21 protein-coding genes are annotated in these 20,660 nt (G+C 70.9%); 10 read left to right on the forward strand and 11 right to left on the reverse strand.

All coding sequences use genetic code 11. From position 1 onward, the window contains the following. The first annotated feature begins 10 nt into the window (after positions 1 to 10). Both ettA and AB0230_RS11530 read left to right on the forward strand, forming a co-directional pair. Complete coding sequence (ettA, locus tag AB0230_RS11525) at positions 11 to 1,690, forward strand: energy-dependent translational throttle protein EttA (RefSeq protein ID WP_315995564.1); 1,680 nt, start codon at positions 11 to 13, stop codon at positions 1,688 to 1,690. After that, positions 1,683 to 2,222 carry a thioesterase family protein gene (locus tag AB0230_RS11530; protein ID WP_366375843.1) on the forward strand — a complete coding sequence of 180 codons (540 nt, stop codon included), beginning with the start codon at positions 1,683 to 1,685 and terminating at the stop codon, positions 2,220 to 2,222. Before ettA ends, AB0230_RS11530 begins: the two co-directional genes overlap by 8 nt. A gap of 94 nt (positions 2,223 to 2,316) precedes the next feature. Here the strand turns inward: AB0230_RS11530 and AB0230_RS11535 are convergent, their stop codons facing one another. Next, positions 2,317 to 3,186 carry an acyl-CoA thioesterase II gene (locus tag AB0230_RS11535; RefSeq protein WP_366375844.1) on the reverse strand — a complete coding sequence of 290 codons (870 nt, stop codon included), beginning with the start codon at positions 3,184 to 3,186 and terminating at the stop codon, positions 2,317 to 2,319. Between the two features lie 54 nt (positions 3,187 to 3,240). On the opposite strand from AB0230_RS11535, the gene AB0230_RS11540 reads away from it, so the two are divergent. Together AB0230_RS11540 and AB0230_RS11545 are read left to right on the forward strand one after the other, a co-directional pair. Next, positions 3,241 to 3,909 carry a hypothetical protein gene (locus tag AB0230_RS11540; protein WP_366375845.1) on the forward strand — a complete coding sequence of 223 codons (669 nt, stop codon included), beginning with the start codon at positions 3,241 to 3,243 and terminating at the stop codon, positions 3,907 to 3,909. Between the two features lie 191 nt (positions 3,910 to 4,100). Continuing rightward, positions 4,101 to 4,928, forward strand: a complete 828-nt coding sequence (locus AB0230_RS11545) for a cation-transporting ATPase (protein WP_366375847.1) — start codon at positions 4,101 to 4,103, stop codon at positions 4,926 to 4,928. A 112-nt stretch (positions 4,929 to 5,040) separates the two neighbouring features. Here AB0230_RS11545 and AB0230_RS11550 read toward each other — a convergent pair whose 3' ends face one another. The 5 genes from AB0230_RS11550 to pepN form a co-directional block, all read right to left on the reverse strand. Then, on the reverse strand, positions 5,041 to 5,490 hold the full coding sequence (locus AB0230_RS11550) for a globin (protein ID WP_315995569.1): 450 nt from the start codon (positions 5,488 to 5,490) through the stop codon (positions 5,041 to 5,043). Next, complete coding sequence (locus tag AB0230_RS11555; RefSeq protein ID WP_366375849.1) at positions 5,487 to 6,740, reverse strand: mechanosensitive ion channel domain-containing protein; 1,254 nt, start codon at positions 6,738 to 6,740, stop codon at positions 5,487 to 5,489. Before AB0230_RS11555 ends, AB0230_RS11550 begins: the two co-directional genes overlap by 4 nt. An 84-nt stretch (positions 6,741 to 6,824) precedes the next feature. Further along, complete coding sequence (locus AB0230_RS11560) at positions 6,825 to 7,625, reverse strand: ABC transporter permease subunit (protein ID WP_315995571.1); 801 nt, start codon at positions 7,623 to 7,625, stop codon at positions 6,825 to 6,827. Next, a complete protein-coding gene (locus tag AB0230_RS11565; RefSeq protein ID WP_366375851.1) occupies positions 7,622 to 8,533 on the reverse strand; it encodes an ABC transporter ATP-binding protein in 912 nt (303 codons plus the stop codon). The genes AB0230_RS11560 and AB0230_RS11565 overlap by 4 nt, the downstream gene beginning before the upstream one ends. A 133-nt stretch (positions 8,534 to 8,666) precedes the next feature. Further along, positions 8,667 to 11,216, reverse strand: coding sequence for an aminopeptidase N (gene pepN, locus AB0230_RS11570; protein ID WP_366375853.1), 2,550 nt, complete (start codon positions 11,214 to 11,216; stop codon positions 8,667 to 8,669). Positions 11,217 to 11,367: 151 nt separating this feature from the next. On the opposite strand from pepN, the gene AB0230_RS11575 reads away from it, so the two are divergent. The 5 genes from AB0230_RS11575 (at position 11,368) to AB0230_RS11595 (ending at position 16,426) form a co-directional block, all read left to right on the forward strand. Next, on the forward strand, positions 11,368 to 12,555 hold the full coding sequence (locus tag AB0230_RS11575) for a ferrochelatase (RefSeq protein ID WP_363391873.1): 1,188 nt from the start codon (positions 11,368 to 11,370) through the stop codon (positions 12,553 to 12,555). 90 nt (positions 12,556 to 12,645) lie between these two features. Continuing rightward, on the forward strand, positions 12,646 to 13,188 hold the full coding sequence (locus AB0230_RS11580; RefSeq protein ID WP_315995575.1) for a ribose-5-phosphate isomerase: 543 nt from the start codon (positions 12,646 to 12,648) through the stop codon (positions 13,186 to 13,188). Continuing rightward, a complete protein-coding gene (locus tag AB0230_RS11585; protein WP_366375855.1) occupies positions 13,188 to 14,177 on the forward strand; it encodes a DNA-formamidopyrimidine glycosylase family protein in 990 nt (329 codons plus the stop codon). Before AB0230_RS11580 ends, AB0230_RS11585 begins: the two co-directional genes overlap by 1 nt. Before the next feature lie 135 nt (positions 14,178 to 14,312). Further along, on the forward strand, positions 14,313 to 14,936 hold the full coding sequence (locus AB0230_RS11590; RefSeq protein ID WP_315995577.1) for an FMN-binding negative transcriptional regulator: 624 nt from the start codon (positions 14,313 to 14,315) through the stop codon (positions 14,934 to 14,936). Further along, positions 14,933 to 16,426: an amidohydrolase family protein gene (locus tag AB0230_RS11595; protein ID WP_363391866.1), complete on the forward strand. Its 1,494-nt coding sequence runs from the start codon at positions 14,933 to 14,935 to the stop codon at positions 16,424 to 16,426. Before AB0230_RS11590 ends, AB0230_RS11595 begins: the two co-directional genes overlap by 4 nt. 115 nt (positions 16,427 to 16,541) lie before the next feature. Here the strand turns inward: AB0230_RS11595 and AB0230_RS11600 are convergent, their stop codons facing one another. The 5 genes from AB0230_RS11600 to AB0230_RS11620 form a co-directional block, all read right to left on the reverse strand. After that, positions 16,542 to 17,027 carry a DNA starvation/stationary phase protection protein gene (locus tag AB0230_RS11600; RefSeq protein ID WP_076675873.1) on the reverse strand — a complete coding sequence of 162 codons (486 nt, stop codon included), beginning with the start codon at positions 17,025 to 17,027 and terminating at the stop codon, positions 16,542 to 16,544. A gap of 110 nt (positions 17,028 to 17,137) precedes the next feature. Then, the gene (locus AB0230_RS11605; RefSeq protein ID WP_366375858.1) at positions 17,138 to 18,337 is read right to left on the reverse strand and encodes a signal peptidase I; all 1,200 of its coding nucleotides are present in this window, start codon (positions 18,335 to 18,337) and stop codon (positions 17,138 to 17,140) included. Continuing rightward, positions 18,328 to 18,822 (reverse strand): hypothetical protein, encoded by a 495-nt coding sequence (locus AB0230_RS11610; RefSeq protein WP_315995580.1) that lies wholly within the window; start codon positions 18,820 to 18,822, stop codon positions 18,328 to 18,330. Before AB0230_RS11610 ends, AB0230_RS11605 begins: the two co-directional genes overlap by 10 nt. Continuing rightward, positions 18,819 to 19,334, reverse strand: a complete 516-nt coding sequence (locus tag AB0230_RS11615) for a hypothetical protein (RefSeq protein ID WP_366375860.1) — start codon at positions 19,332 to 19,334, stop codon at positions 18,819 to 18,821. The genes AB0230_RS11610 and AB0230_RS11615 overlap by 4 nt, the downstream gene beginning before the upstream one ends. Before the next feature lie 12 nt (positions 19,335 to 19,346). Further along, positions 19,347 to 19,943: an alternate-type signal peptide domain-containing protein gene (locus AB0230_RS11620; protein WP_315995582.1), complete on the reverse strand. Its 597-nt coding sequence runs from the start codon at positions 19,941 to 19,943 to the stop codon at positions 19,347 to 19,349. A gap of 148 nt (positions 19,944 to 20,091) precedes the next feature. Here AB0230_RS11620 and AB0230_RS11625 point away from each other — a divergent pair, with 148 nt between their 5' ends. After that, positions 20,092 to 20,628, forward strand: a complete 537-nt coding sequence (locus AB0230_RS11625) for a gamma carbonic anhydrase family protein (protein ID WP_366375862.1) — start codon at positions 20,092 to 20,094, stop codon at positions 20,626 to 20,628. Positions 20,629 to 20,660: the final 32 nt, after the last annotated feature.

Raw genomic sequence — 20,660 nt, forward strand, 5'->3', positions numbered from 1 at the left:
TGGAACGGTTATGGCCGAATACATCTACTCCATGGTCCGTGCCCGCAAGGCGGTCGGCGACAAACTCATCCTCGACGACGTCACGATGTCGTTCCTCCCCGGCGCCAAGATCGGCATGGTCGGTCCGAACGGTGCGGGAAAGTCCACGATCCTCAAGATCATGGCCGGCCTCGACACGCCCTCCAACGGTGAGGCGCGCCTCAGCCCCGGCTTCACCGTCGGCATCCTGATGCAGGAGCCCGAGCTCGACGACAGCAAGACCGTGCTGGAGAACATCCAGGACGGCGTGGCGATCAAGCCCAAGCTCGACCGCTTCAACGAGATCTCCGCCCTCATGGCCGACCCCGACGCCGACTTCGACGCGCTGCTGGCCGAGATGGGCACGCTGCAGGAAGAGATCGACGCCGCCGACGGCTGGGACCTCGACTCGCAGCTCGAGCAGGCGATGGACGCCCTGCGCACCCCGCCCGCCGATGCGAGCGTCGTCCCGCTCTCCGGTGGAGAGCGTCGCCGCGTCGCGCTGGCGAAACTGCTGCTGCAGAAGCCCGACCTGCTGCTCCTCGACGAGCCCACCAACCACCTCGACGCCGAGAGCGTGCTGTGGCTCGAGCAGCACCTCAAGGCCTACAAGGGTGCGGTCATCGCCATCACCCACGACCGGTACTTCCTCGACAACGTCGCGGAGTGGATCGCCGAGGTCGACCGCGGTCACCTGTACCCCTACGAGGGCAACTACTCGACCTACCTCGACAAAAAGGCGCAGCGCCTCGACGTCCAGGGCAAGAAGGACGCGAAGCTGGCCAAGCGCCTGAAGGACGAGCTCGAGTGGGTCCGCTCCAACGCCAAGGGTCGTCAGGTCAAGTCGAAGGCCCGCCTGGCGCGCTACGAGGAGATGGCCGCCGAGGCCGAGCGCACGCGCAAGTTGGACTTCGACGAGATCCAGATCCCCGCGGGTCCGCGCCTGGGCAGCATCGTCATCGACGCGAAGAAGCTCGAGAAGAGCTTCGGAGACCGCTCGCTCATCAGCAACCTGAGCTTCAACCTCCCGCCGAACGGCATCGTCGGCGTGATCGGTCCGAACGGTGTGGGAAAGACGACGCTGTTCAAGACGATCGTCGGCCTCGAGCCCCTCGACGGCGGAACGCTGAAGATCGGCGAGACCGTCAAGATCAGCTACGTCGACCAGTCGCGCGCGAACATCGACCCCGAGAAGACGCTGTGGGAGGTCGTCTCCGACGGCCTCGACATCATCACCGTGGGCAAGACCGAGATCCCCTCGCGCGCCTACGTGTCGAAGTTCGGTTTCAAGGGCCCCGACCAGCAGAAGAAGGCCGGGGTGCTCTCCGGTGGTGAGCGCAACCGCCTCAACCTCGCCCTCACGCTGAAAGAGGGCGGGAACCTGCTGCTCCTCGACGAGCCGACCAACGACCTCGACGTCGAGACGCTGAGCTCGCTCGAGAACGCCCTGCTCGAGTTCCCCGGCTGTGCCGTCGTCATCACCCACGACCGGTGGTTCCTCGACCGCATCGCGACGCACATCCTCGCCTACGAGGGCACCGAGGAGAACCCCGACCAGTGGCACTGGTTCGAGGGCAACTTCGAAGCCTACGAGGCGAACAAGATCGAGCGCCTCGGAGCGGATGCCGCCAACCCGTCGCGGTCGACCTACCGCAAGCTCACACGTGACTGACGCAGAAGCATTCCCCGACTCGGGCCCCGCCACCGCGGGGCCCGAGCGGCTTCACGTGCCGATCCCTCTGCGCTGGGGCGACCTCGACGCGCTCGGACACGTCAACAACACCTCGATGCTCAAGCTGCTCGAAGAGGCGCGTCTGCGCGCTTTCTGGCGCGGGGACGGCGATGGTGAGGCCCTGCCGACGGCCGTCTTCGACATGAGCGTGCTCGAGAGCGGCGGAGAACGCGCGACGCTGATCGCTCGTCAGGAGATCGAGTACCTCCGTCCCGTGCCCTACAGCCAGCGTCCGCTGGACGTGCGCATGTGGATCGGTGCGATGGGGGGCTCGAGCGCCGACATCTGCTTCGAGGTGTTCAGCCCGATCGGCGACGCCGAGCAGGTGCTCTACGCGCGCGCCACGGCCGTCGTGGTCCTCGTCGACACCGCGAGCGGCCGTCCCATCCGCTGGAGTGCGGCCGAGCGGGCTGCGTGGGGACCCTACGTCGGTGACCCGATCGAGTACCGTCGCCGAGCCGCGAAGGGCTGACTCCGGTCGACGCACGAGGTCTGCGCCTCGACGCCGCCGTGCGTCGACATGGCGCGGGACGGATGCCGCCGGGCGGCGGCATCCGTGATCGCGGTCACTCGCGCGGGACCCGCACCATGACCTCCTGCGCGACGCTCGCCAGCAGCGCACCGTCACGCGTATAGACGCGGCCCGTCGACAGCCCGCGACCGCCGCGGGCGTTCGGCGACTCCTGCACGTAGAGCAGCCACTCGTCCACGCGTCCGGGACGGTGCCACCACATCGCGTGGTCGAGGCTCGCCACGCGCAAGCCCGGTGCGTTCCAGGGCACGCCGTGGGCGCGCAGGATCGTCTCCTGGATCGTCAGATCGCTGAGGTACGCGAGGGCGGCCCGGTGCACGGCCGGGTCATCGGTGATGGGACGGCGCAGCTTCATCCACACGGCCTGCCGCGGCACCCGCGGCCCCTCGACCGAGGCGTACACCGGTGACGATACGTGACGCACGTCGACAGGGCTCGCCGACAGCATCCGCCGGCTGATGGGGTGCAGCGTCTCGACGTCGACGGGCGCCGTGTCCTCGGGCGGGGCGATTCCGTCGGGCATGGGCTCGAAATGCTCGAGTCCGGGGTCGTCGTCCTGGAATGACGCGATCATCGAGAAGATCGGAACGCCCGACTGGAACGCCTGCGTGCGCCGGGTCGAGAACGACCGGCCGTCGTGGATCCGGTCGACCGAGAACGTGATGCCGTCGGCCGGATCGCCGGGACGGAGGAAGTACCCGTGCATCGAGTGCACGGTGCGTGCGGCCGGGAGGGTACGCGAGGCGGCGACGATCGTCTGCGCGAGCACCTGGCCGCCGTAGACACGGCCGGTCGGCATGGCCTGCGACACACCCGTGAAGATGTCTTCGGTCGTCCGGGCGCCGGCATCGCGGAGGTCGAGGACCGCGAGCAACGACGCCACGGGATCGATGGCGTCGGTCACGCTGACTCCCGTTCCGGTGCGGCGAGGTGCGCACCGCTTGCTAGTTTAGAGCGGGTGTCCGCGCGCCTGTTGTTCCCCGACCCGCAGGCGGCAGCCGACCTGCTGACCTTCTCCAGTCGAACGATCCGTCTCGGCGACGGAACCGTGCGCCTGCGCGCCCGCGGGGGAGTGCTCGTCACGACGGCCGCGCCCCTCGCGCCGCGCGGCCTGATGGACGCGACGCCCACCGTGCTCGGGCTGCGCGCATCGGCGATCGACCCCGAGCTGGAATGCGACCTCGTCGTCGAGGCGTCCGCGCTTCTGCCGGCCCCCGACGACGCGAACGCGGTCGTCCTGCCCGAGACGGCGACCTCTCCGGCATGGGCGGGCATCTCGCCGCCGCAGGGCGGCTGGGAGCAGACGGATGCCGTCGACGCGGCCGTCCTCGCCGCGCGTGCCCAGTACGGTGTCGCCGCCGTCGCCGACGCGCTCCCGGCCGACGCGGGCGAGGACGTGGTGCGGGTGATCCGGGCCCAGGTGTGGGGACAGGCCGACGAGGCTTTGGGCGGACTGCCGCTCGGGGTGGCCTTCGCGGCGTTCGCGCTCGGGTTCATCGCCGGCGGCGAAGAGGCGCCCGTGCGCCGCAGCGGAGCGTGGACGCGGCTGAGCCTCACCCGCGGGCACGTGCTCGTGCGCGGGCCGGTGCGCTCGGGGCTGACGGCGGTGCGCGCCACCGGAAGCTGACCGCACGGCGGCCGAGCGTCATCCAGGAAGCACAAAGGTGCCCGCCCTACCGTGGAAGCAGCAAGGGGAGTACTCCCGACGCGGCGTATCCGTCATCACGAGTCCACGGTTGGATTCCGGGTACGTCGGCCCCGAGGGGCGGAGGAGACCTTGACGTCGCGGCAGCATGCCGCCCGTCGAGAGGTATCCCCGTGGTTTCATTCTCCCGTCTGTTCGACCTCGCCTCGAAGGCCGCCGGCAAGGCCTCGGCCGCCAAGAGCGGGTCCCCGTCTTCCGGGAATCGCGACTGGCGCGACATGGTGCGCTCGGCCGCCGACGCCGTGACCGGCGACTCGCGGCCGCGCACCCCGGGGGCGCCGCCCGCCACCCCCGCCGATCGGTACGCCCCGCCCGCGGCGGGCCGACGCCCGGCATCCGGAGGCGCCGTCTCGGCCGACGATCGCGCCGCCATCGCGCGCTACGACTACCTGCTGCGCACGGCCGACCCCGACCGCGTCGAGCAGATGCACCGCGAGGCCTTCGCTCGGCTCACCCCGGCGCAACGCGCGCACGTGCGCGAGCGGATGAATGCCGAGCTGGCGCCGCACGAGCAACCCCGGTCCGACGCTCCTGACGACCTCGCCCGCACCGCGGCGCGGGCGGAGGCGGCGAGACCGGGCCGCATGTCGTCGCTGCTCGCGAGGGCCGGGAAGGGCGGACTCGTCGGCGCCGGTGTCGTCGGCGCCGGCGGCCTGCTCGCCGCGGTCGCCGGAGGCGCGATCGTCAGCGCGGTCGCCGCACCCCTGCTCGCGCAGGCGATGCAGTCCGGTGTCGACTTCGCGGGACTCGCCGAGGGAGTGGACCTGGAGGCCCTGGCATCCGGAGTCGATCTCACCTCGCTCGCGGAAGGATCGGGCATCGGCGAATGGGCCGGAGGGGCGCAGGATGCCGTATCGGGAGCGGGCGAGCAGATCAGCGGGTTCGGCGAGGGCCTGTCGAACCTCGACCTCCCGGGCTTCGGCGACTTCCTCGGCCGCTGAGCCCGGGCGACGGGCGGAGCGGCACCCGCGGGCGGGGTGCACCGACCCCGCGGTTGCTCGGCGAGGCCACCCGCGCTCGCTGAGCGGCGCGGGCCGGCGGGGCGGACGGCCGTCAGTCCGCTGAGCGGACCGGCAGCCCCGTATCGGGGCGTCCGTTCTGCTGCGGGCCGATCCCGCGCGCCTCGAACGTGTTGACCATGGCGTAGGCGGCGCGTTCGAGGTAGTCCCACAGGGGGGCCTCGAAGGCCGGCGGCAGGGCGATCTCATCGACGGCGGCGCGCATGTGTCGCAGCCAGCGGTCGCGCGCGTCGGGATCGACGTGGAACGGCATGTGCCGCATGCGCAGGCGCGGGTGCCCGCGCGTCTCGCCGTAGGTCGTCGGTCCACCCCAGTACTGCGCGAGGAAGAGCGTCAGCCGGTCGGCGGCCGGGCCGAGGTCCTCTTCGGGGTACATGGGCTTGAGAACCTCGTCGGAGGCGACGCCGCGATAGAAGGCGTCGACGAGTCGGCGGAAGGTGTCCATACCGCCGACCTGATCGTAGAAACTGACGGGTTCGGTCATGACGTGCTCTCTTCGTCGGCGCGCACGGCCGGGGGAGTCGGCTTCGGCGTGTCGGCGCCCGGCGCGGCGGGCAGATCCACGACCGAGGTGGGGGTGTCGTCGCGCAGCGTCTTGGTCTTCTTCGTCTTCGGCGCCGGCGCGCCGTCGTGCTCGGTGTGGTCCTCCACCGTCTCGGAGACGTCGATGCGACGCCCGCGCGGCTTCCACCGGGGACGGTCGTTCACGACGGCGACGGGCGTCTCCTTCGTCTTCGGCGGGTGGGCGCCGCGCACGCTCTGCGCGCCCTCTGCTCCGGTGAGCACGATGGAGTTCAGCTGCGGCAGCGCGATCCCCATCGCATCGATGGCGCGCTTGAGGCGCGCGCGCAGCTCGCGGGCCACGTCGTCCTTCGCGCTCGAGCGCGTCTTCATCACCAGGCGGATGACGAGGGCGTCACCGCTGATGGACTCCAGGCCCCAGATCTCTGGCTGCTCGATGATGCGCGAGCGCCACTTCTGCTCCTTCGACATCGTCTTCGCCGCGGCGAGCATGGCCTTCTCGACGTCGTCGATGTCGGCATCCACCGGCACGGCGAGATCGATGATGACGCGCGACCAGCCCTGCGACATGTTGCCGATGCGCGTGATCTCCCCGTTGCGCACGTACCAGAGCGTGCCGTTGACGTCGCGCACGTGCGTGATGCGGACGCTCACGAACTCCACGATGCCCGTCGCCAGGCCCAGGTCGACGACGTCGCCGATGCCGATCTGGTCTTCGGCCACGATGAAGATGCCGTTGAGGACGTCTTTGACGATGTTCTGCGCGCCGAAGCCGAGGCCGGCGCCGATCGCGGCGGTGAGCAGGGTGAGGGATGCGAGGGCGTCGGGCGCGACGATGCCGGCGACCCACACGAGGGCGACGATCACGAGCACGACGTTGACGATGTTCTGCAGGATCGTCCCCAGGGTGCGCGTTCGCTGCACCAGGCGGACGGCGCTCAGGGGAGATCGGTCGAGGGCCTGCGTGTCGTCGACCCGCGCCTTGACCTTGGCGCCGTTGACGATGCGGTCGACCACGCGGCGGATGACCACGCGCAGGATCCATGCGGCGATGGCGATACCGACGACGATCCCCAGGATCTGCAGGAGCACGCCGCCGAAGTCGAGCAGGCGGCCGCCGATCCATGTCCAGGTGTCCAGGTTGGCGAGGTCCGAGGGCGAGGTGATCGTGGGAGACGGACTGGGGGAGGGATTTTCGGCGAGAACGAACATCGGGATTCAGACTAACGACGGATGCCTCGGCGCCGGCTGAGCGTCGAGGCATCCGTGGAGGGTGCGAAGGATGGGGAGGAACGATCAGGCGTCGCGTGTGCGCAGCGCGATCCATCCGAGCGCGAGCGGACCGACGACCCACCCCGCCAGCGTGAGCGCGGGCTCGAGCAGGTCCTGCGCTCCGGGTTGCGTCAGCGCACCCGCCGCGTTGACGGGAAGGTACTTCGCCGACTCGACGATCCACATCCACTCCGGCCCCGCGATCGAGAAGAGGCTCAGGACGATGGGCAGCACGAACAGCACGCCCACCGTGACCGCGATGGCCCCCGCGCCGCTGCGCAGGAGGAAGCCGAAGCCGACGCCCATCAGGGTGAAGCACGCCATCGACAGCACGCCGAAGCCGAGCGGGACGACCGAATCCGCCGGGGTCGCCCAATCGACAGGGGCTTGCATCATCGGTGCGGTGACGGCCATCGCGACGGCGTAGATCACGACCGTGGTGACCATCATGGTCGCGGCCACGACCATCGCCTTGGCCAGCAGCACGGCGCCGCGACGCGGTTCGGCGGTCAGGGTCGAGCGGATCATGCCGGTGGAGTATTCGCCGGTGACGACGATCGCGCCGAGGATCCCCGCCACGAGCATGGTGAACTGGGTGGGAGCCAGGATGACGTTGGTCGGCGCCATCGCCCCGCCGGTGTCGCTCGTGGCCAGGGCGATGAGGAGCGACATGCCGACGGACATCGCCGCGGTCACTCCGAGCGACCACCACGTCGATCGGAGGCTGAGAACCTTGACGGCCTCGCTGCGCAGCAGGTGGGCGAAGGTCAGACGGTGAGCCGGAGTGTGCGTGGACCTGCGGGGTCCGGCGGCGAGCGTGGTCATGCGATCTCCTTGGTCTTGTACTCGACCGAGTCATCGGTCAGGGCGAGGTAGGCGTCCTCGAGGGACCCCACGCGCGGACTGAGTTCGTACAGGGGGATGCCGCGGGCGGCGGCGACGTCGCCGACCGTCCGGGCCGTGACCCCGGTGATCTGGGCCGCGCCCGGCTCGATGGCCGTGACCGTGGCATCCGGGGTCTGCAGCGCGGTGACGAGGTCGTCGAGCCGGGGCGAGCGCACGACGAGGGTGGTGGTGGTCCACGCCCCCACGAGGTCGGCGAGAGGGGCGTCGGCGAGGACGCGGCCGCGCCCGAGGACGATGACGTGGTCGGCGGTCTGGGCCATCTCGCTCATGAGGTGGCTCGACAGCAGCACCGTGCGACCCTCCGCGGCCAGGTGCCGCACGAACTGGCGCACCCAGCGCACGCCCTCGGGGTCGAGGCCGTTGACGGGCTCGTCGAGGATCAGCGTGTGCGGGTCGCCGAGGAGGGCCGCCGCGATGCCGAGGCGCTGTCCCATCCCGAGCGAGAACCCGCCCGCGCGCTTGCCGGCGACCGCCCCGATGCCCGTGAGCTCGATGACCTCGTCGACGCGATCGCGGCCGATGCCGTGCGTCGCGGCCAGAGCGCGGAGATGGTTCCTGGCCGAGCGGCCGGTGTGCACGGCCTTCGCGTCGAGCAGCACCCCGACCTCGGTGAGCGGCGAGCGCAGGTGGCGGTACTCCTGGCCCGCGACCGTGACCCGTCCGGCGGTGGGACGGTCCAGTCCCACGATCATGCGCATGGTCGTGGACTTGCCCGCGCCGTTGGGGCCGAGGAAGCCGGTCACCCGGCCCGGGGCGACGGTGAACGAGACGCCGTCGACGGCGGTCTTCGCGCCGTAGCGCTTGGTGAGGTTGTCTGCAACGATCATGCGGTCGACGCTACGGATCGGCCCCCGGACCGGTCATCGTCCGCGGGGATGATCCCGCGTCGCCGCGAGGATGACCGGAGACGACGGATGCCCCCTCCCGGGGTGGGAGAGGGCATCCATCGGGGGGCACGACTTACTGCGCGTCGCGCTCCTGCACGGCCAGCGCGCGCTCGACACCGGCGAGGTTCTCGCCGACCAGGCGACGCAGCGCGGGAGCGGCGTCGGCGTGCTGCGAGAGCCACTTCCGCGTCGCGTCGCGCAGCGCCGTGTTCGCGAGGGCCGCGGGGTACAGACCCACGATGAGGTACTGCGCGATCTGGTAGCTGCGCGATTCCCAGATCGGCAGCAGCATCGCGAAGTAGGGCTCGACGAAGTCGGCGAGCACGTCGACCGTGGTCGGGTTCGTGAACCCGGCCGCGGTGGACCGCACGATCGTGTTGGGGGCGTCGGAGCGCGCGATGAGCGAGTCCCAGGCCTCCTGCTTCGCCTCGTGCGAGGGCAGCGACGCCTCCGCCATCGCGGCGAACTCGCCGCCCTTGGCGGTGTTGTCGGCGGCGCGGGCCTCGTCGATGTCGGCGGCGGTGACGGCGCCGGCCGCGGCGAGCGAGACGAGCAGCTGCCACGACAGGTCGGTGTCGATCTCGAGACCCTCGAGGGTCGTCGCGCCGTCGCGCAGGGCCTTGACCGTCTCGGCGTGGGCCGGGGTGGATGCCGCCGACGCGAACGCCGTGACGAACTGCAGCTGGCTGTCACTCCCGGCCTCCGCCTGCTGCGCGAGCGTCCACAGCCCGTCGGCCACGCGCTCGCGCGCGGCGTCGCGGGTCGCCGGAGCGACGTAGGAGTTCGCGGCGAGCTGCAGCTGGGCGAGGGTCGTGCGCACCGTGGTGGACTCGGTCTCGGAGCCGATGTTCTGCAGCACCAGATCGAGGTAATCGGTCGCCGAGGCCTCGGCATCCCGGGTCTGATCCCAGGCCGCACCCCACACGAGCGAGCGGGCGAGCGGGTCGGAGATGTCCTTGAGGTGGGCGATCGCGGTGGCCAGCGAGCGCTCGTCGAGACGGATCTTCGCGTACGCGAGGTCGTCGTCGTTGAGCAGCACGAGGTCGGGACGACGGATGCCGCGCAGCTCGGCCACCTCCGTGCGGTCGCCGTCGACGTCGAGCTCGATCTGGTGCACGCGCTCGAGCGCTCCCGCGTCGTTCAGCGAGTAGAAGCCGATGCCGAGGCGGTGCGGGCGGATGGTGGGGTAGTCGCTCGGCGCGGTCTGCACGATCGCGAAGCGCGAGATGGTGCCGTCGGCGCCCTCCTCGATGAGCGGGGTCAGCGTGTTGACGCCGGCCGTCTCGAGCCACTTCTTGGCCCAGTCGCCCAGGTCGCGGCCGCTCGTGGTCTCGAGCTCGGTGAGCAGGTCGCCGACCTCGGTGTTGGACCACTGGTGCTTCTGGAAGTAGGCGGCGACCCCGGCGAAGAACTGCTCGATACCGACCCAGGCGGCCAGTTGCTTGAGCACCGACCCGCCCTTGGCGTAGGTGATGCCGTCGAAGTTGACCTGCACGTCTTCGAGATCGTTGATCTCGGCGACGACGGGGTGCGTCGAGGGCAGCTGGTCCTGGCGGTACGCCCAGGTCTTCTCCATCGCGTTGAAGGTCGTCCAGGCGGCCTCCCACTCGGTGGCCTCGGCGGTGGCGATCGTCGACGCCCACTCGGCGAACGACTCGTTCAGCCACAGGTCGTTCCACCACTTCATGGTGACGAGGTCGCCGAACCACATGTGCGCGAGCTCGTGCAGGATCGTGACGACGCGGCGCTCCTTCACGGCATCCGTAACCTTGGAGCGGAAGACGTAGGTCTCGGTGAAGGTGACCGCACCGGCGTTCTCCATCGCGCCCGCGTTGAACTCGGGCACGAAGAGCTGGTCGTACTTGGCGAAGGGGTAGGGGAAGCCGAACTTCTCCTCGAAGTACGCGAAGCCCTGGCGGGTCTTGTCGAAGACGTAGTCGGCATCCAGGTACTGCCACAGGCTCTTGCGGGCGAAGACCCCGAGCGGGATGACGCGGCCGTCGGCGCTCGTCAGCTCGCTGTAGGTGGCCTCGTAGGGGCCGGCGACGAGCGCGGTGATGTACGAGGAGATGCGCGGGGTCGCGGGGAAGTCCCAGCGGGCGGCGTCGTCGGAGACGGCGACCGGCTCGGGCGTGGGGGAGTTGGAGACGACCTTCCAGCGTGCGGGCGCCGTGACCGAGAAGGTGAACTCCGCCTTCAGGTCGGGCTGCTCGAACACCGTGTACATGCGGCGCGAGTCGGGCACCTCGAACTGCGAGTAGAGGTAGACCTCGCCGTCGACGGGGTCGACGAAGCGGTGCAGGCCCTCGCCCGTGTTCGTGTATTCGCAGTCGGCCTCGACGACGAGCTCGTTCGAGGCTTCGAGACCGTCGAGCGCGATGCGCGAGTCGGCGAAGACGGTCGCCGGGTCGAGCGAGCGACCGTTGAGCGTCACCGAATGCACGGTGCGGGCGATGAGGTCGATGAAGGTCGACTCTCCCTCGGTCGCGGCGAAGGTCACCGCGGTGCGGGAGGAGAACACCTCGTCTCCGCGGGTCAGGTCGAGCTGCACGTGGTACTCGTGCGTGTCGACGATCGCGCGGCGCTCCTGCGCTTCGATGCGGGTCAGGTTCTCTCCTGGCACTGGCGTTCTCCCGGGGATGAGGGTGGGATCGTCGCGGATGACGCGCCGGCGTGGGTGACGACGGACGCCGTCGGCGACGACGACAACCGTAATAGCCTAGTCGCGAGATAACTCGCGTCCAGGCCCATCGGGTGGATGGGAAGATGACTGCGTGAGCACGACCGACACGGACACCAGCCCTGAGACCGTCCTCTACGCGTCGCCCGCCGCGTCATCCGGACCCAAGTGGGTCGAGACGCCCGTGGCGTACGACGGCATCCTCCTCGCCGGCTTCGGCGGACCGGAGGGCCAGGACGACGTGATCCCGTTCCTGCGCAACGTCACGCGCGGGCGCGGCATCCCCGACGAGCGCCTTGAAGAGGTCGCCCATCACTACCGCCACTTCGGCGGAGTGAGCCCGATCAACCAGCACAACCGCGAGCTCAAGGCCGCCCTCGAGGCGGAGATCGCCAAGCGCGGGCTGGGGCTTCCGGTGTATTGGGGCAACCGCAACTGGTCGCCGTACCTCGAAGAGGCCGTGACCGAGGCGGCCGAGGCCGGCGACACCACCCTCCTGGCCATCGCGACCAGCGCGTACAGCTCGTTCTCGAGCTGCCGCCAGTACCGCGAGGACTACGCGCGGGTCCTAGAGGCCACCGGCCTCGGCGAGACCGTGACCATCGACAAGGTGCGCCAGTTCTTCGACCACCCCGGCTTCGTCTCGACCTTCGTCACGGGCGTCTCCGAAGCCGTGTCGGCATTCGTGGCCGAGGGCATCGCCCCGGAGAAGATCCGCGTGCTCTTCTCCACCCACTCCATCCCCACCGCCGATGCTCAGCGCTCCGGCCCGCGCGACGTGGACTTCGGCGAGGGCGGGGCCTACGAGGCCCAGCACAAGGCCGTCGCCGCCTTCGTCATGGCCGAGGTCGCCGCCGCCGTCGCCGACGTCGAGTGGGAGCTCGTCTACCAGTCCCGCTCGGGCCCGCCCACGCAGCCCTGGCTCGAACCCGACGTCAACGACGTCATCGCCGAGCTCCCCTCGCGCGGGGCGGAGGCCGTGGTGATCGTGCCGCTCGGCTTCGTCAGCGACCACATGGAAGTGCTGTGGGACCTCGACACCGAGGCGATGGAGGCCGCCGAAGAGGCCGGCATCCGCGCCGTGCGCACGCCGACCCCCGGCATCGACCCCGCCTACGTGTCCGGCCTGGTGGATCTGGTCGAGGAGCGACTCAAGGGCACACCGAAGGCCGACCGTCCGCACCTGACCGACCTCGGGCCCTGGTACGACGTCTGCCGCCCCGGATGCTGCGAGAACATCCGCGCCGGCTTCAAGCCCGTCGCGGCGGGTCTGCGCCCCTGACGCCCCCGATGCCGCCCGTCCCTCGCGAGGGGGCGGGCGGCATCGTCATCCCCACCCGCTTCGCCCGCGGCCCTCAATAGGATTGGCCCCATGCGCATCCACATCGGCACCGATCACGCCGGTCTCGAGTTCTCCACCCAGATCCAGCACCACCTCGCCGCCCAGGGACACGAGGTCATCGACCACGGGCCGGTCGAGTACGACCCGCTCGACGACTACCCGGCGTTCTGCATCCGCGCCGCGCAAGCCGTCGTGCGCGACCAGGCGGCGGGCGTCGAGGCCCTCGGTGTGGTCTTCGGCGGCTCGGGCAACGGTGAGCAGATCGCGGCGAACAAGGTGCTGGGCGTGCGCGCCGCGCTCGTGTGGAACATCTCCACCGCCGAGCTCGCCCGCGAGCACAACGACGCCAACGTCATCTCCATCGGCGCGCGCCAGCACACCTTCGACGAGGCCGCGTCGTTCATCGACCGCTTCATCGCGACGCCGTTCTCGGGAGAGGAGCGCCACGCGCGCCGCATCGGCCAGCTCGCCGCGTTCGAGCAGGACGGTGTGCTTCTTCCCGACCCGCGCGCCGGCCGATCGGAGAACACCATGACCGACGCGAGCGATTCGTTCGACCCCGAGGCAGGCTGATGCCCGAAGGGCATTCCGTCCATCGGATCGCTCGGCAGTTCGAGCGCAACATCGTCGGACGCACGGTCTCGGCATCCAGCCCGCAGGGCCGATTCGCCGAGGGTGCCGCTGTGCTCGACGGACGCGAGGCGCTCGAGGCGCGGGCGGTCGCGAAGCAGATGTTCCTCCGCTTCGACGGCGACGTCTGGCTGCGGGTGCACCTGGGCATGTACGGCGCGTGGGACTTCTCGGGCGAGGTCTCGGTCGACGCCACCATCGCGTCGTCCAACGGGCGCATGGGCCAGACGAACCAGCGGGGGACCGTCGTCGACGAAGCGATCATGGATGCCGCGGGCGAGAACTCCCTGAGCTCGATCGGCGCCCCGCGACGTTCCCGCGTGCGGATGTCGGAGCAGACCACCGGCCTCGACGAGGAGACGGAGTGGCCGCCGCCACCCGTGGGAGCGGTGCGTCTGCGTCTTCTCACCGAGACCACGTGCGCCGACCTGCGCGGCCCGACCGCGTGCGCCCTGCAGACGCCCGACGAGGTGCAGGCGACGATCGACAAGCTCGGGCCCGACCCGCTGGTCGACGACCTCGCCGAGGGCGAGGAGCGCTTCACCGCGACGGTGAGGAAGAAGCCCACCCCCATCGGGCTGCTGCTCATGGACCAGTCCGTCGTCAGCGGCATCGGCAACGTCTACCGCGCTGAGCTGCTGTTCCGCGCCCGACAGAACCCGCACACCCCCGGTCGCGAGGTGCCCGAGGAGGTGGTGCGCGATCTGTGGCGCGACTGGTCGCGGCTCCTGCCGATCGGCGTCGAGACCGGCCAGATGATGACGATGGACGATCTCGAGCCCGAGGCGTACCGCCGCGCGATGGCGCACCGCGACGACCGGCACTGGGTGTACCACCGCGCGGGGCTCCCGTGCCGGATCTGCGGCACGACGGTGCTGATGGAGGAGGCCGCGGGGCGGAAGCTCTACTGGTGCCCCAACTGCCAGGCGTGAGGGCGTCCCGAGGAGGTTGAGCCCGGTCGAGCCCCCAGGCGTTTCGGGGGTTCCGGTCCCTTCGACGGGCTCAGGGACCTGCGTCGCGGAGGAGGTCGAGCGCGTCGGAGGCCGGCTCCGTTCTAGGCTGATCCGGTGCGCCAGAATCCGAGCTTCGCGATGACCGACGTCGGTGAGATCCGCCGTCTCATCGACCTCCATCCGTGGGTGACCCTCGTGAGCCAGACCGATGACGGCCTCGTCGCCTCGCACTACGCCGTCATGCTCGACGACACCCGCGACGATCTCACGATCGTGGGGCACGTGGGCAAACCCGACGACGTCATCCTCGGTCTCGGTGATCGCGAGCTGCTCGTGGTCGTCCAGGGCCCGCACGGCTACATCACCCCGCGCTGGTACGGCGACGTCCCCGCCGTGCCGACCTGGAACTTCGTCTCGGCGCACCTGTCGGGCATCCCGGAACTGCTGTCGGCGGAGGAGAACATCCGCGTGCTCGACCGGCTCGTCGACCGCTTCGAGGGTGACGGCGCCGATGCGCGCGGGCTGTACACGCTCCCGAACGACGCCGCCTTCGTCGAGCGCCTCGAGCGCGGCACGGTCGGCTTCCGCCTGACGCCGACGCGCGTGACGGCGAAGCGCAAGCTCAGCCAGAATCGCAGCCCCGAGGTGATCGACACGATCATCGCGGGACTCGGGTCTGACAACCCGGGGCTCGCGGCGGAGATGCAGCGCGCCGCCGACGCACGGGTGCGCCCGTGATCGGGGAGAGCGTCGGCTTCGTCCGCGCCGTGCGCGTGGCCGGCCCCGGGCGCGAGCTGCTGCCCACCGACGAACCGGTCGACCTCGTCCTCGTCGACGGGGTCATCGCCGACATCGCGCCGACCGGCAACCTGCGCCCCGCCGGTGTCGTCGTCGAGGGCGAGGGCGGGTGGCTCCTCCCGGGCCTGTGGGACCACCACGTGCACGTGCTCCAGTGGGCCCTCGCGGCGGATCGCGTCCCGTTGGGCGAGATCTCCTCCGCGCATGAGGCGGCGGCCGTCATGGCGCTCGCGCCCCTCAGTGACGGGCGACGGATCGGTTCCGGCTTCCGCGACGGGTTGTGGGCCGACGCGCCGCGCCTCGACCTGCTGGATGCCGCGACCGGCGACGTCCCGACATATCTCATCAATGCCGACGTGCACAGCGTCTGGATGAACTCCGCGGCCTTCCGTCGCGAGCGGTTCGCTCCCGTGGCATCCGGGATGCTGGTCGAGGAGGACGCGTTCGAGATCTCCCGTCGCCTGAACGCCGTGGAGGCCGACGTCGCCGACGGCGCCGTCGAACGCATGGCGCGAGCCGCGGCGGCCCGGGGCCTCGTCGGGCTCGTCGACCTCGACATGACGTGGAACGACGAACCGTGGCAGCGTCGCGCGGCGCGGGGCTTCGACGCCCTGCGGGTGTCGTACGGCACCTACCCTCAGCACCTCGACCGGGCGATCGCCGAGGGCCTGCGGACGGGTGACCGCGTGCGCGGCGGGCGGAACGACCTCGTCCGCGTCGGACCGCTGAAGGCCATCACCGACGGCTCGCTCGGCACGCGAACCGCCGCGTGCGCTCACCCCTATCCCGGCGATCCCGCCAACCGCGGTCTGCTCACCGTCGCCCCCGACGACCTCGTCGAGATGATGACGCGAGCGACCGCCGCCGGTCTCGCGTGCGCGATCCACGCGATCGGCGACGTCGCCAACAGTCACGCGCTCGACGCCTACGCGGTGACGGGTGCGGTCGGGACGATCGAGCACGCGCAGCTCGTGGCCCACGCCGACATCCCGCGTTTCGCCCGCCTCGGCGTGGCGGCCAGCGTGCAGCCCGAGCACGCGCTCGACGACCGCGACATGACGGATGCCATCTGGGCCGGGCAGTCGGCGCAGCCCTACCCCCTGCGGGCCCTGGCCGACAGCGGCGCCAACCTCCGCTTCGGATCCGATGCTCCGGTGGCGCCGCTGGATCCGTGGGCGGCGATGGCCTCCGCGGTGTTCCGCACCCGCGATGGGCGCGAGCCCTGGCAGGCGCATCAGAGGGTGGAGATCGGCACCGCGATCGCGGCATCCACCGCCGGGGGATCCACGACACCGGCCGAGATCGCGCCGGGGGCGGTCGCCGACCTCGTGATCGTCGGCGTCGATCCGCTGACCGCCGATGAGCGCGCGCTGCGGTCGATGCCCGTGCGCACGACACTGGTGGCCGGCCGGGTGACCCACGGCGTCTGACGGCTTCTCCCGCGTCGCGCGACGGTCCGGCATCTCCGGGACCGCCCGGATGACCGAGGGCGCCCGGGCATGACGAAGGGGGCGGTGCTCACGCACCGCCCCCTTCGTCGACGTCTTACGCGGCGAGGTGCGCGAAGAGGAACCAGCGGTCCTTGTCGAGGCCGCGCTTGATCTCGATCGCGACGTCCTGGCTCGACATGTCGATCTCGTCGAGGCCCTCGATGGCGGCCTCGATGTCAACGAGAACTGCGTCGATGTCGGCGATCACCGCACGGATCACGACGTCGGACTGCGCGAAGCCGGCAGGCACCTCGGTCGCCTTCGCCTTGGCGGCGACGGTGGACAGGCGCGAGTCGATCGGCAGGCCCAGGGCCACGATGCGCTCGGCCGCGAGGTCGGCCCAGTCCTGCGCGTGGGCGACCACGGTGTCGAGCAGCTCGTGCACGCCGATGAAGTTCGAGCCGCGCACGTGCCAGTGCGCCTGCTTGCCGTTGACGACGAGGGCCTCGAGGCCGATCACGACGGGGGAGAGGAACTGGGCCGTGCCGGCGGCCATCGTGGGGTCGACGGTGGTGGCGGCGGGGGTCTGAACGGTGCTCATGTCTGCTCCTTGTCGCAGTGAACGAAGTCTGATGGGTGCAACGCTACTCACGCCCGAGCATTCCGCAAGCAAGATGAGGCTCGGCTAAATCCCCGGTGAGGAGGCAATCCTTACCTTCCCTCCGCTCCTCTCCGACGCCCTGCCGCGGCGCCGGCTATCAGGGCGGCGGTAGCCACGATGACGAGTCCGACCGGAGCCGCGGGCGCACCCGTCCGGGGGAGCTCTGCGGACGTCGGCCGCCCGGGGAGCACCGCATCCGCGATCGCCTCGGTCAACTGCACCACCGGGGTCACCGTGGCCCGTCCCCGGCGGGAGTCGTTCTGCGCCTCCGCGTCGAGACGCAGTGCCATGTCGAGGCGCACCGTGCGCCCCGCCGGAATGATCTCGCTCACCCACGCGCCGCCGGGCGGCACCGGGACCGACGCCACGACCAACCGCAGGGCGTCCGCCAGCGCCCGGCTCGCAGGGTCGCCGTCGTCGGTGGTCTCGAGCCGCAGTCCCGCGCGAGCGGGGTCGGCACTGCCGTTGCGGATCCAGAGAGTGGCGACGCTGCTCGCCCCGGGGACGAGCGGTCCATCCGGTGCGAAGAGGCGGATGGAGCCGTCGGCGACGAAGTGCTCGCCGTCGTCGCTCACGAGGAGCCGCGCTGGAGAGGATCCGACGGTGTCGGCCCTCGCGGGCGCCGGGACCGCCACCGAGCACGACGCGGCCAGGATCGCCGCGACGACCACCATCGGGGTGCGCGAGCGGCGTCGAGGACGACGCAGGTCGAGAGCGAACATCACCGCGCCCCACGCGATCACCGCGACGCCGACGACGGCGATCGCCGCCCCGCGCTCCTGGCCGCCGAAGACGGCCGAAGGGTAGCCGAGCAGCGGGAGCGCGAGCACGACCGTGCCGCGGAGCTGTTCGCGTTGCACGGGAGGGTCGTCGAGGTCGTTCGCGTCACCACGGGTGATGAGAAGTCGGTCCCCGCTCGTGCTCGAGGTCGTCCCCACGACGCGATGCGTCACCACGGCCGGCTCGCCCGACCGGATCTGGTAGGTCACGACATCGCCCACGCGTACGGCGTCGAACGGCGTCGGGCGCACCGCGATGAGGCTCCCCGGCGGCATCCCGGGATTCATGCTGCCGGTGAGCACCGTGTAGGTCTGCGCGCCGAGGACGGTGGGCACGACGACGGTCAGGAGGGCGAACGCCGAGACGGCGATCAGGAGGATCGTCGACAGGATGCCGCGCGCCCGCGCCATGCGTCCGGGGGAGGGCGGGGCGGAACGGCGATCGCGCCGGAGGCCGACGTTCACGGACACGTCGCACCCCCGAGGACGAAACCGAGGCCGTTCCCGGGGACGACGGTCTGCGCAGCGCTGGGCGACGACCGCCAGAGGCCGTTGATCGACACGGCGGCGACGGTGGGATTGCCGGTCAGCAGGGTCACCACGCCGCCGAGCAGTCCGCCCTGCACGGTGACAGAGAACGTCTCTCCGGTCACGGTGGAATCCTGCACGCGCGCGAGCTCGGGGGGCTGACCCGTCCGCACGTTGGTGGCGATCACGGAGTACTCCTTCGCTCCCGTCACCCGCGCCCAGGTGAGGCGCGCGGCGGCGAGCCCGTTGACGGTCGTCGGCGCGCACGACAGCAGCGTCGGCGCACCGAGTGCGCCCGCATTCAGGGCGGGCAGCGGGACGGGCGCGCTCACCTGCCACGCAGCGGATGCCGGGCTGGCGCCCGCCAGGGCCAGGATCAGCGCGGTCACCGCGACCGTGGCCCGCGCGTGTCGACGCCGCGTCGTCACTGCACGACCTGGTCGGCGGTGACGACGACGGTCGGCGTGAGCGCCGTGCCCTGGAGGGAGGCGGGGGCATCCGCCGCGAGGGTGGCGCGCACGCACATGTCGACCGACTGTCCCGGGCTGAAGCCGCCGGCCGGTGCGTAGGACGTACCCGAGGCGATGACCGTCGCGCTTCCGCACGAGCCGAGGTAGACCCGCGTCGTGACGTACGCCGGGGCGGTGACGGTGGGCGTCAGACGCCAGCGCAGCGTCGTTCCACCGGCGCCGGTCTCGGTGACTCGCAGCAGGGGGGTGTCGCTGGAGCGGTCGGGGTACAGCGGCGTCCACGTCGACCAGTCCCCGATCCACTGGGTGGCGAGGTCGAACGACCCGGATGCCACGGGTCCCGCCGTCAGCGATGCCTGAGCGCGCCAGGAAGCCTGGGCGGCAGCGGTGCCGGTACCGAGCACCAGGGCCGCCGCGAGCACCGCCGCTGCGCGCAGTCGTCCGCGGGGGGACGCATCACGCGTCGACATCGAGGCACCGGGTCAGCTGGACGCCTGCGTGAGCGTGAAGGCGATGTCGTTGAGGTTGACGCTCTGGGTGGCTCCGGCACGGCCCGTCGTCCCGGGCTTGAAGGTGATGGTGAGGGTCGCCGTGGCGGCGCCGCTGTTGGCCGAGGTGAGGCGGTAGGTGTTCGTGCCGGTCGCCGTGCCGTAGCTGCTCACCGTGAGGACCACGTCGAGGTTGCTGCCCAGGGCTCCCGACGTGAACGTCGACCCCACCTCGGCCTTGAGGTCCGCGGCGATGGTGGTGCCCACCAGCGTCACGTCCAAGGGCTGGGTCAGGGTGAGGACGTCTCCGGGGACGATCTTGACGGTGGTCAGGTTGCTCACCGATTGCGCCGAGCCCAGCACGCCCTTCAGGCTCCACGTGCCCGTGCCGAGCGAGAGGTTGAGATCACCCGCGCTGACGGGGCCAGCGGTGAGCGCGGTCTGGGTCGACCAGTAGGCATACGTCCCACCGCCTGCCGACAGCAGGGCGGCACCGACGGCGATCGCGAGGATGGCGGTGGTGCGCCGATGCCGTCGGACGGGTCGGGCGGTGGGGGTGGGGGCGGGGGCGGGTGCTGTCGACGATGACATGACGACTCCAAGAGCGGCTGCGACTGAGGTGGCTCCGAACCTACGAGGGCTCCGGCCGGCTGCCACTACCGGTTCCGGGTCGCCGGGTACCGTTCCGCTCGTCCCTCGGTAGTCGTCAGTAGTGCCCCGCGACGGCTAGCCTCGGCCCATGACGATCGCCCCCGATGCCTCCGTCCTGACCCTCGACGGCGCGACGCCCTCCCTGCACGGCAGTGCGTTCGTGGCATCCGGGGCCCGTGTCGTGGGTGCGGTGACCCTCTCCGAGGGGGCGAGCGTCTGGTACAACGCCGTCCTTCGCGCCGACAGCGCCCCGATCGTGGTCGGGCCCCGCAGCAACCTGCAGGACAACGTCTCCGTGCACGTCGATTCCGGCCACGGGGTCGTCATCGGCGCCGACGTATCGGTCGGCCACAACGCGGTCGTGCACGGATGCAGGATCGACGACGGATCGCTCATCGGCATGGGCAGCGTGGTGCTCTCGGGTGCGCACATCGGCGCGGAATCGCTCGTGGCCGGGGGCGCGGTGGTGCTCGAGGGGACGATCGTGCCGCCGGGGTCGCTGGTGGCGGGTGTTCCGGCGAAGGTGCGCCGCGAGCTCACGGCGGCGGAGCGCGAGGGGATCGTCCGCAATGCGGAGACCTACCTCAGGCACACGGCGCGCCACGCCCACGCGCAACACGTCTGATCCATCACGCGGGACCGTCGGTGCTCGGGACG

Source organism: Microbacterium sp. NPDC089190 (assembly GCF_040701795.1).
GTDB lineage: Bacteria > Actinomycetota > Actinomycetes > Actinomycetales > Microbacteriaceae > Microbacterium > Microbacterium galbum.

What these genes read in the sequence shown, in the direction of transcription:
- AB0230_RS11555 (WP_366375849.1), bottom strand. Translation starts at nt 6,740, where the DNA reads ATGTTCGTTCTCGCCGAAAATCCCTCCCCCAGTCCGTCTCCCACGATC.
- ettA (WP_315995564.1), top strand. Translation starts at nt 11, where the DNA reads ATGGCCGAATACATCTACTCCATGGTCCGTGCCCGCAAGGCGGTCGGC.
- AB0230_RS11565 (WP_366375851.1), bottom strand. Translation starts at nt 8,533, where the DNA reads ATGATCGTTGCAGACAACCTCACCAAGCGCTACGGCGCGAAGACCGCC.
- AB0230_RS11620 (WP_315995582.1), bottom strand. Translation starts at nt 19,943, where the DNA reads ATGTCATCGTCGACAGCACCCGCCCCCGCCCCCACCCCCACCGCCCGA.
- AB0230_RS11600 (WP_076675873.1), bottom strand. Translation starts at nt 17,027, where the DNA reads ATGAGCACCGTTCAGACCCCCGCCGCCACCACCGTCGACCCCACGATG.
- AB0230_RS11550 (WP_315995569.1), bottom strand. Translation starts at nt 5,490, where the DNA reads ATGACCGAACCCGTCAGTTTCTACGATCAGGTCGGCGGTATGGACACC.
- AB0230_RS11580 (WP_315995575.1), top strand. Translation starts at nt 12,646, where the DNA reads ATGCGCATCCACATCGGCACCGATCACGCCGGTCTCGAGTTCTCCACC.
- AB0230_RS11625 (WP_366375862.1), top strand. Translation starts at nt 20,092, where the DNA reads ATGACGATCGCCCCCGATGCCTCCGTCCTGACCCTCGACGGCGCGACG.
- AB0230_RS11560 (WP_315995571.1), bottom strand. Translation starts at nt 7,625, where the DNA reads ATGACCACGCTCGCCGCCGGACCCCGCAGGTCCACGCACACTCCGGCT.
- AB0230_RS11585 (WP_366375855.1), top strand. Translation starts at nt 13,188, where the DNA reads ATGCCCGAAGGGCATTCCGTCCATCGGATCGCTCGGCAGTTCGAGCGC.
- AB0230_RS11615 (WP_366375860.1), bottom strand. Translation starts at nt 19,334, where the DNA reads ATGTCGACGCGTGATGCGTCCCCCCGCGGACGACTGCGCGCAGCGGCG.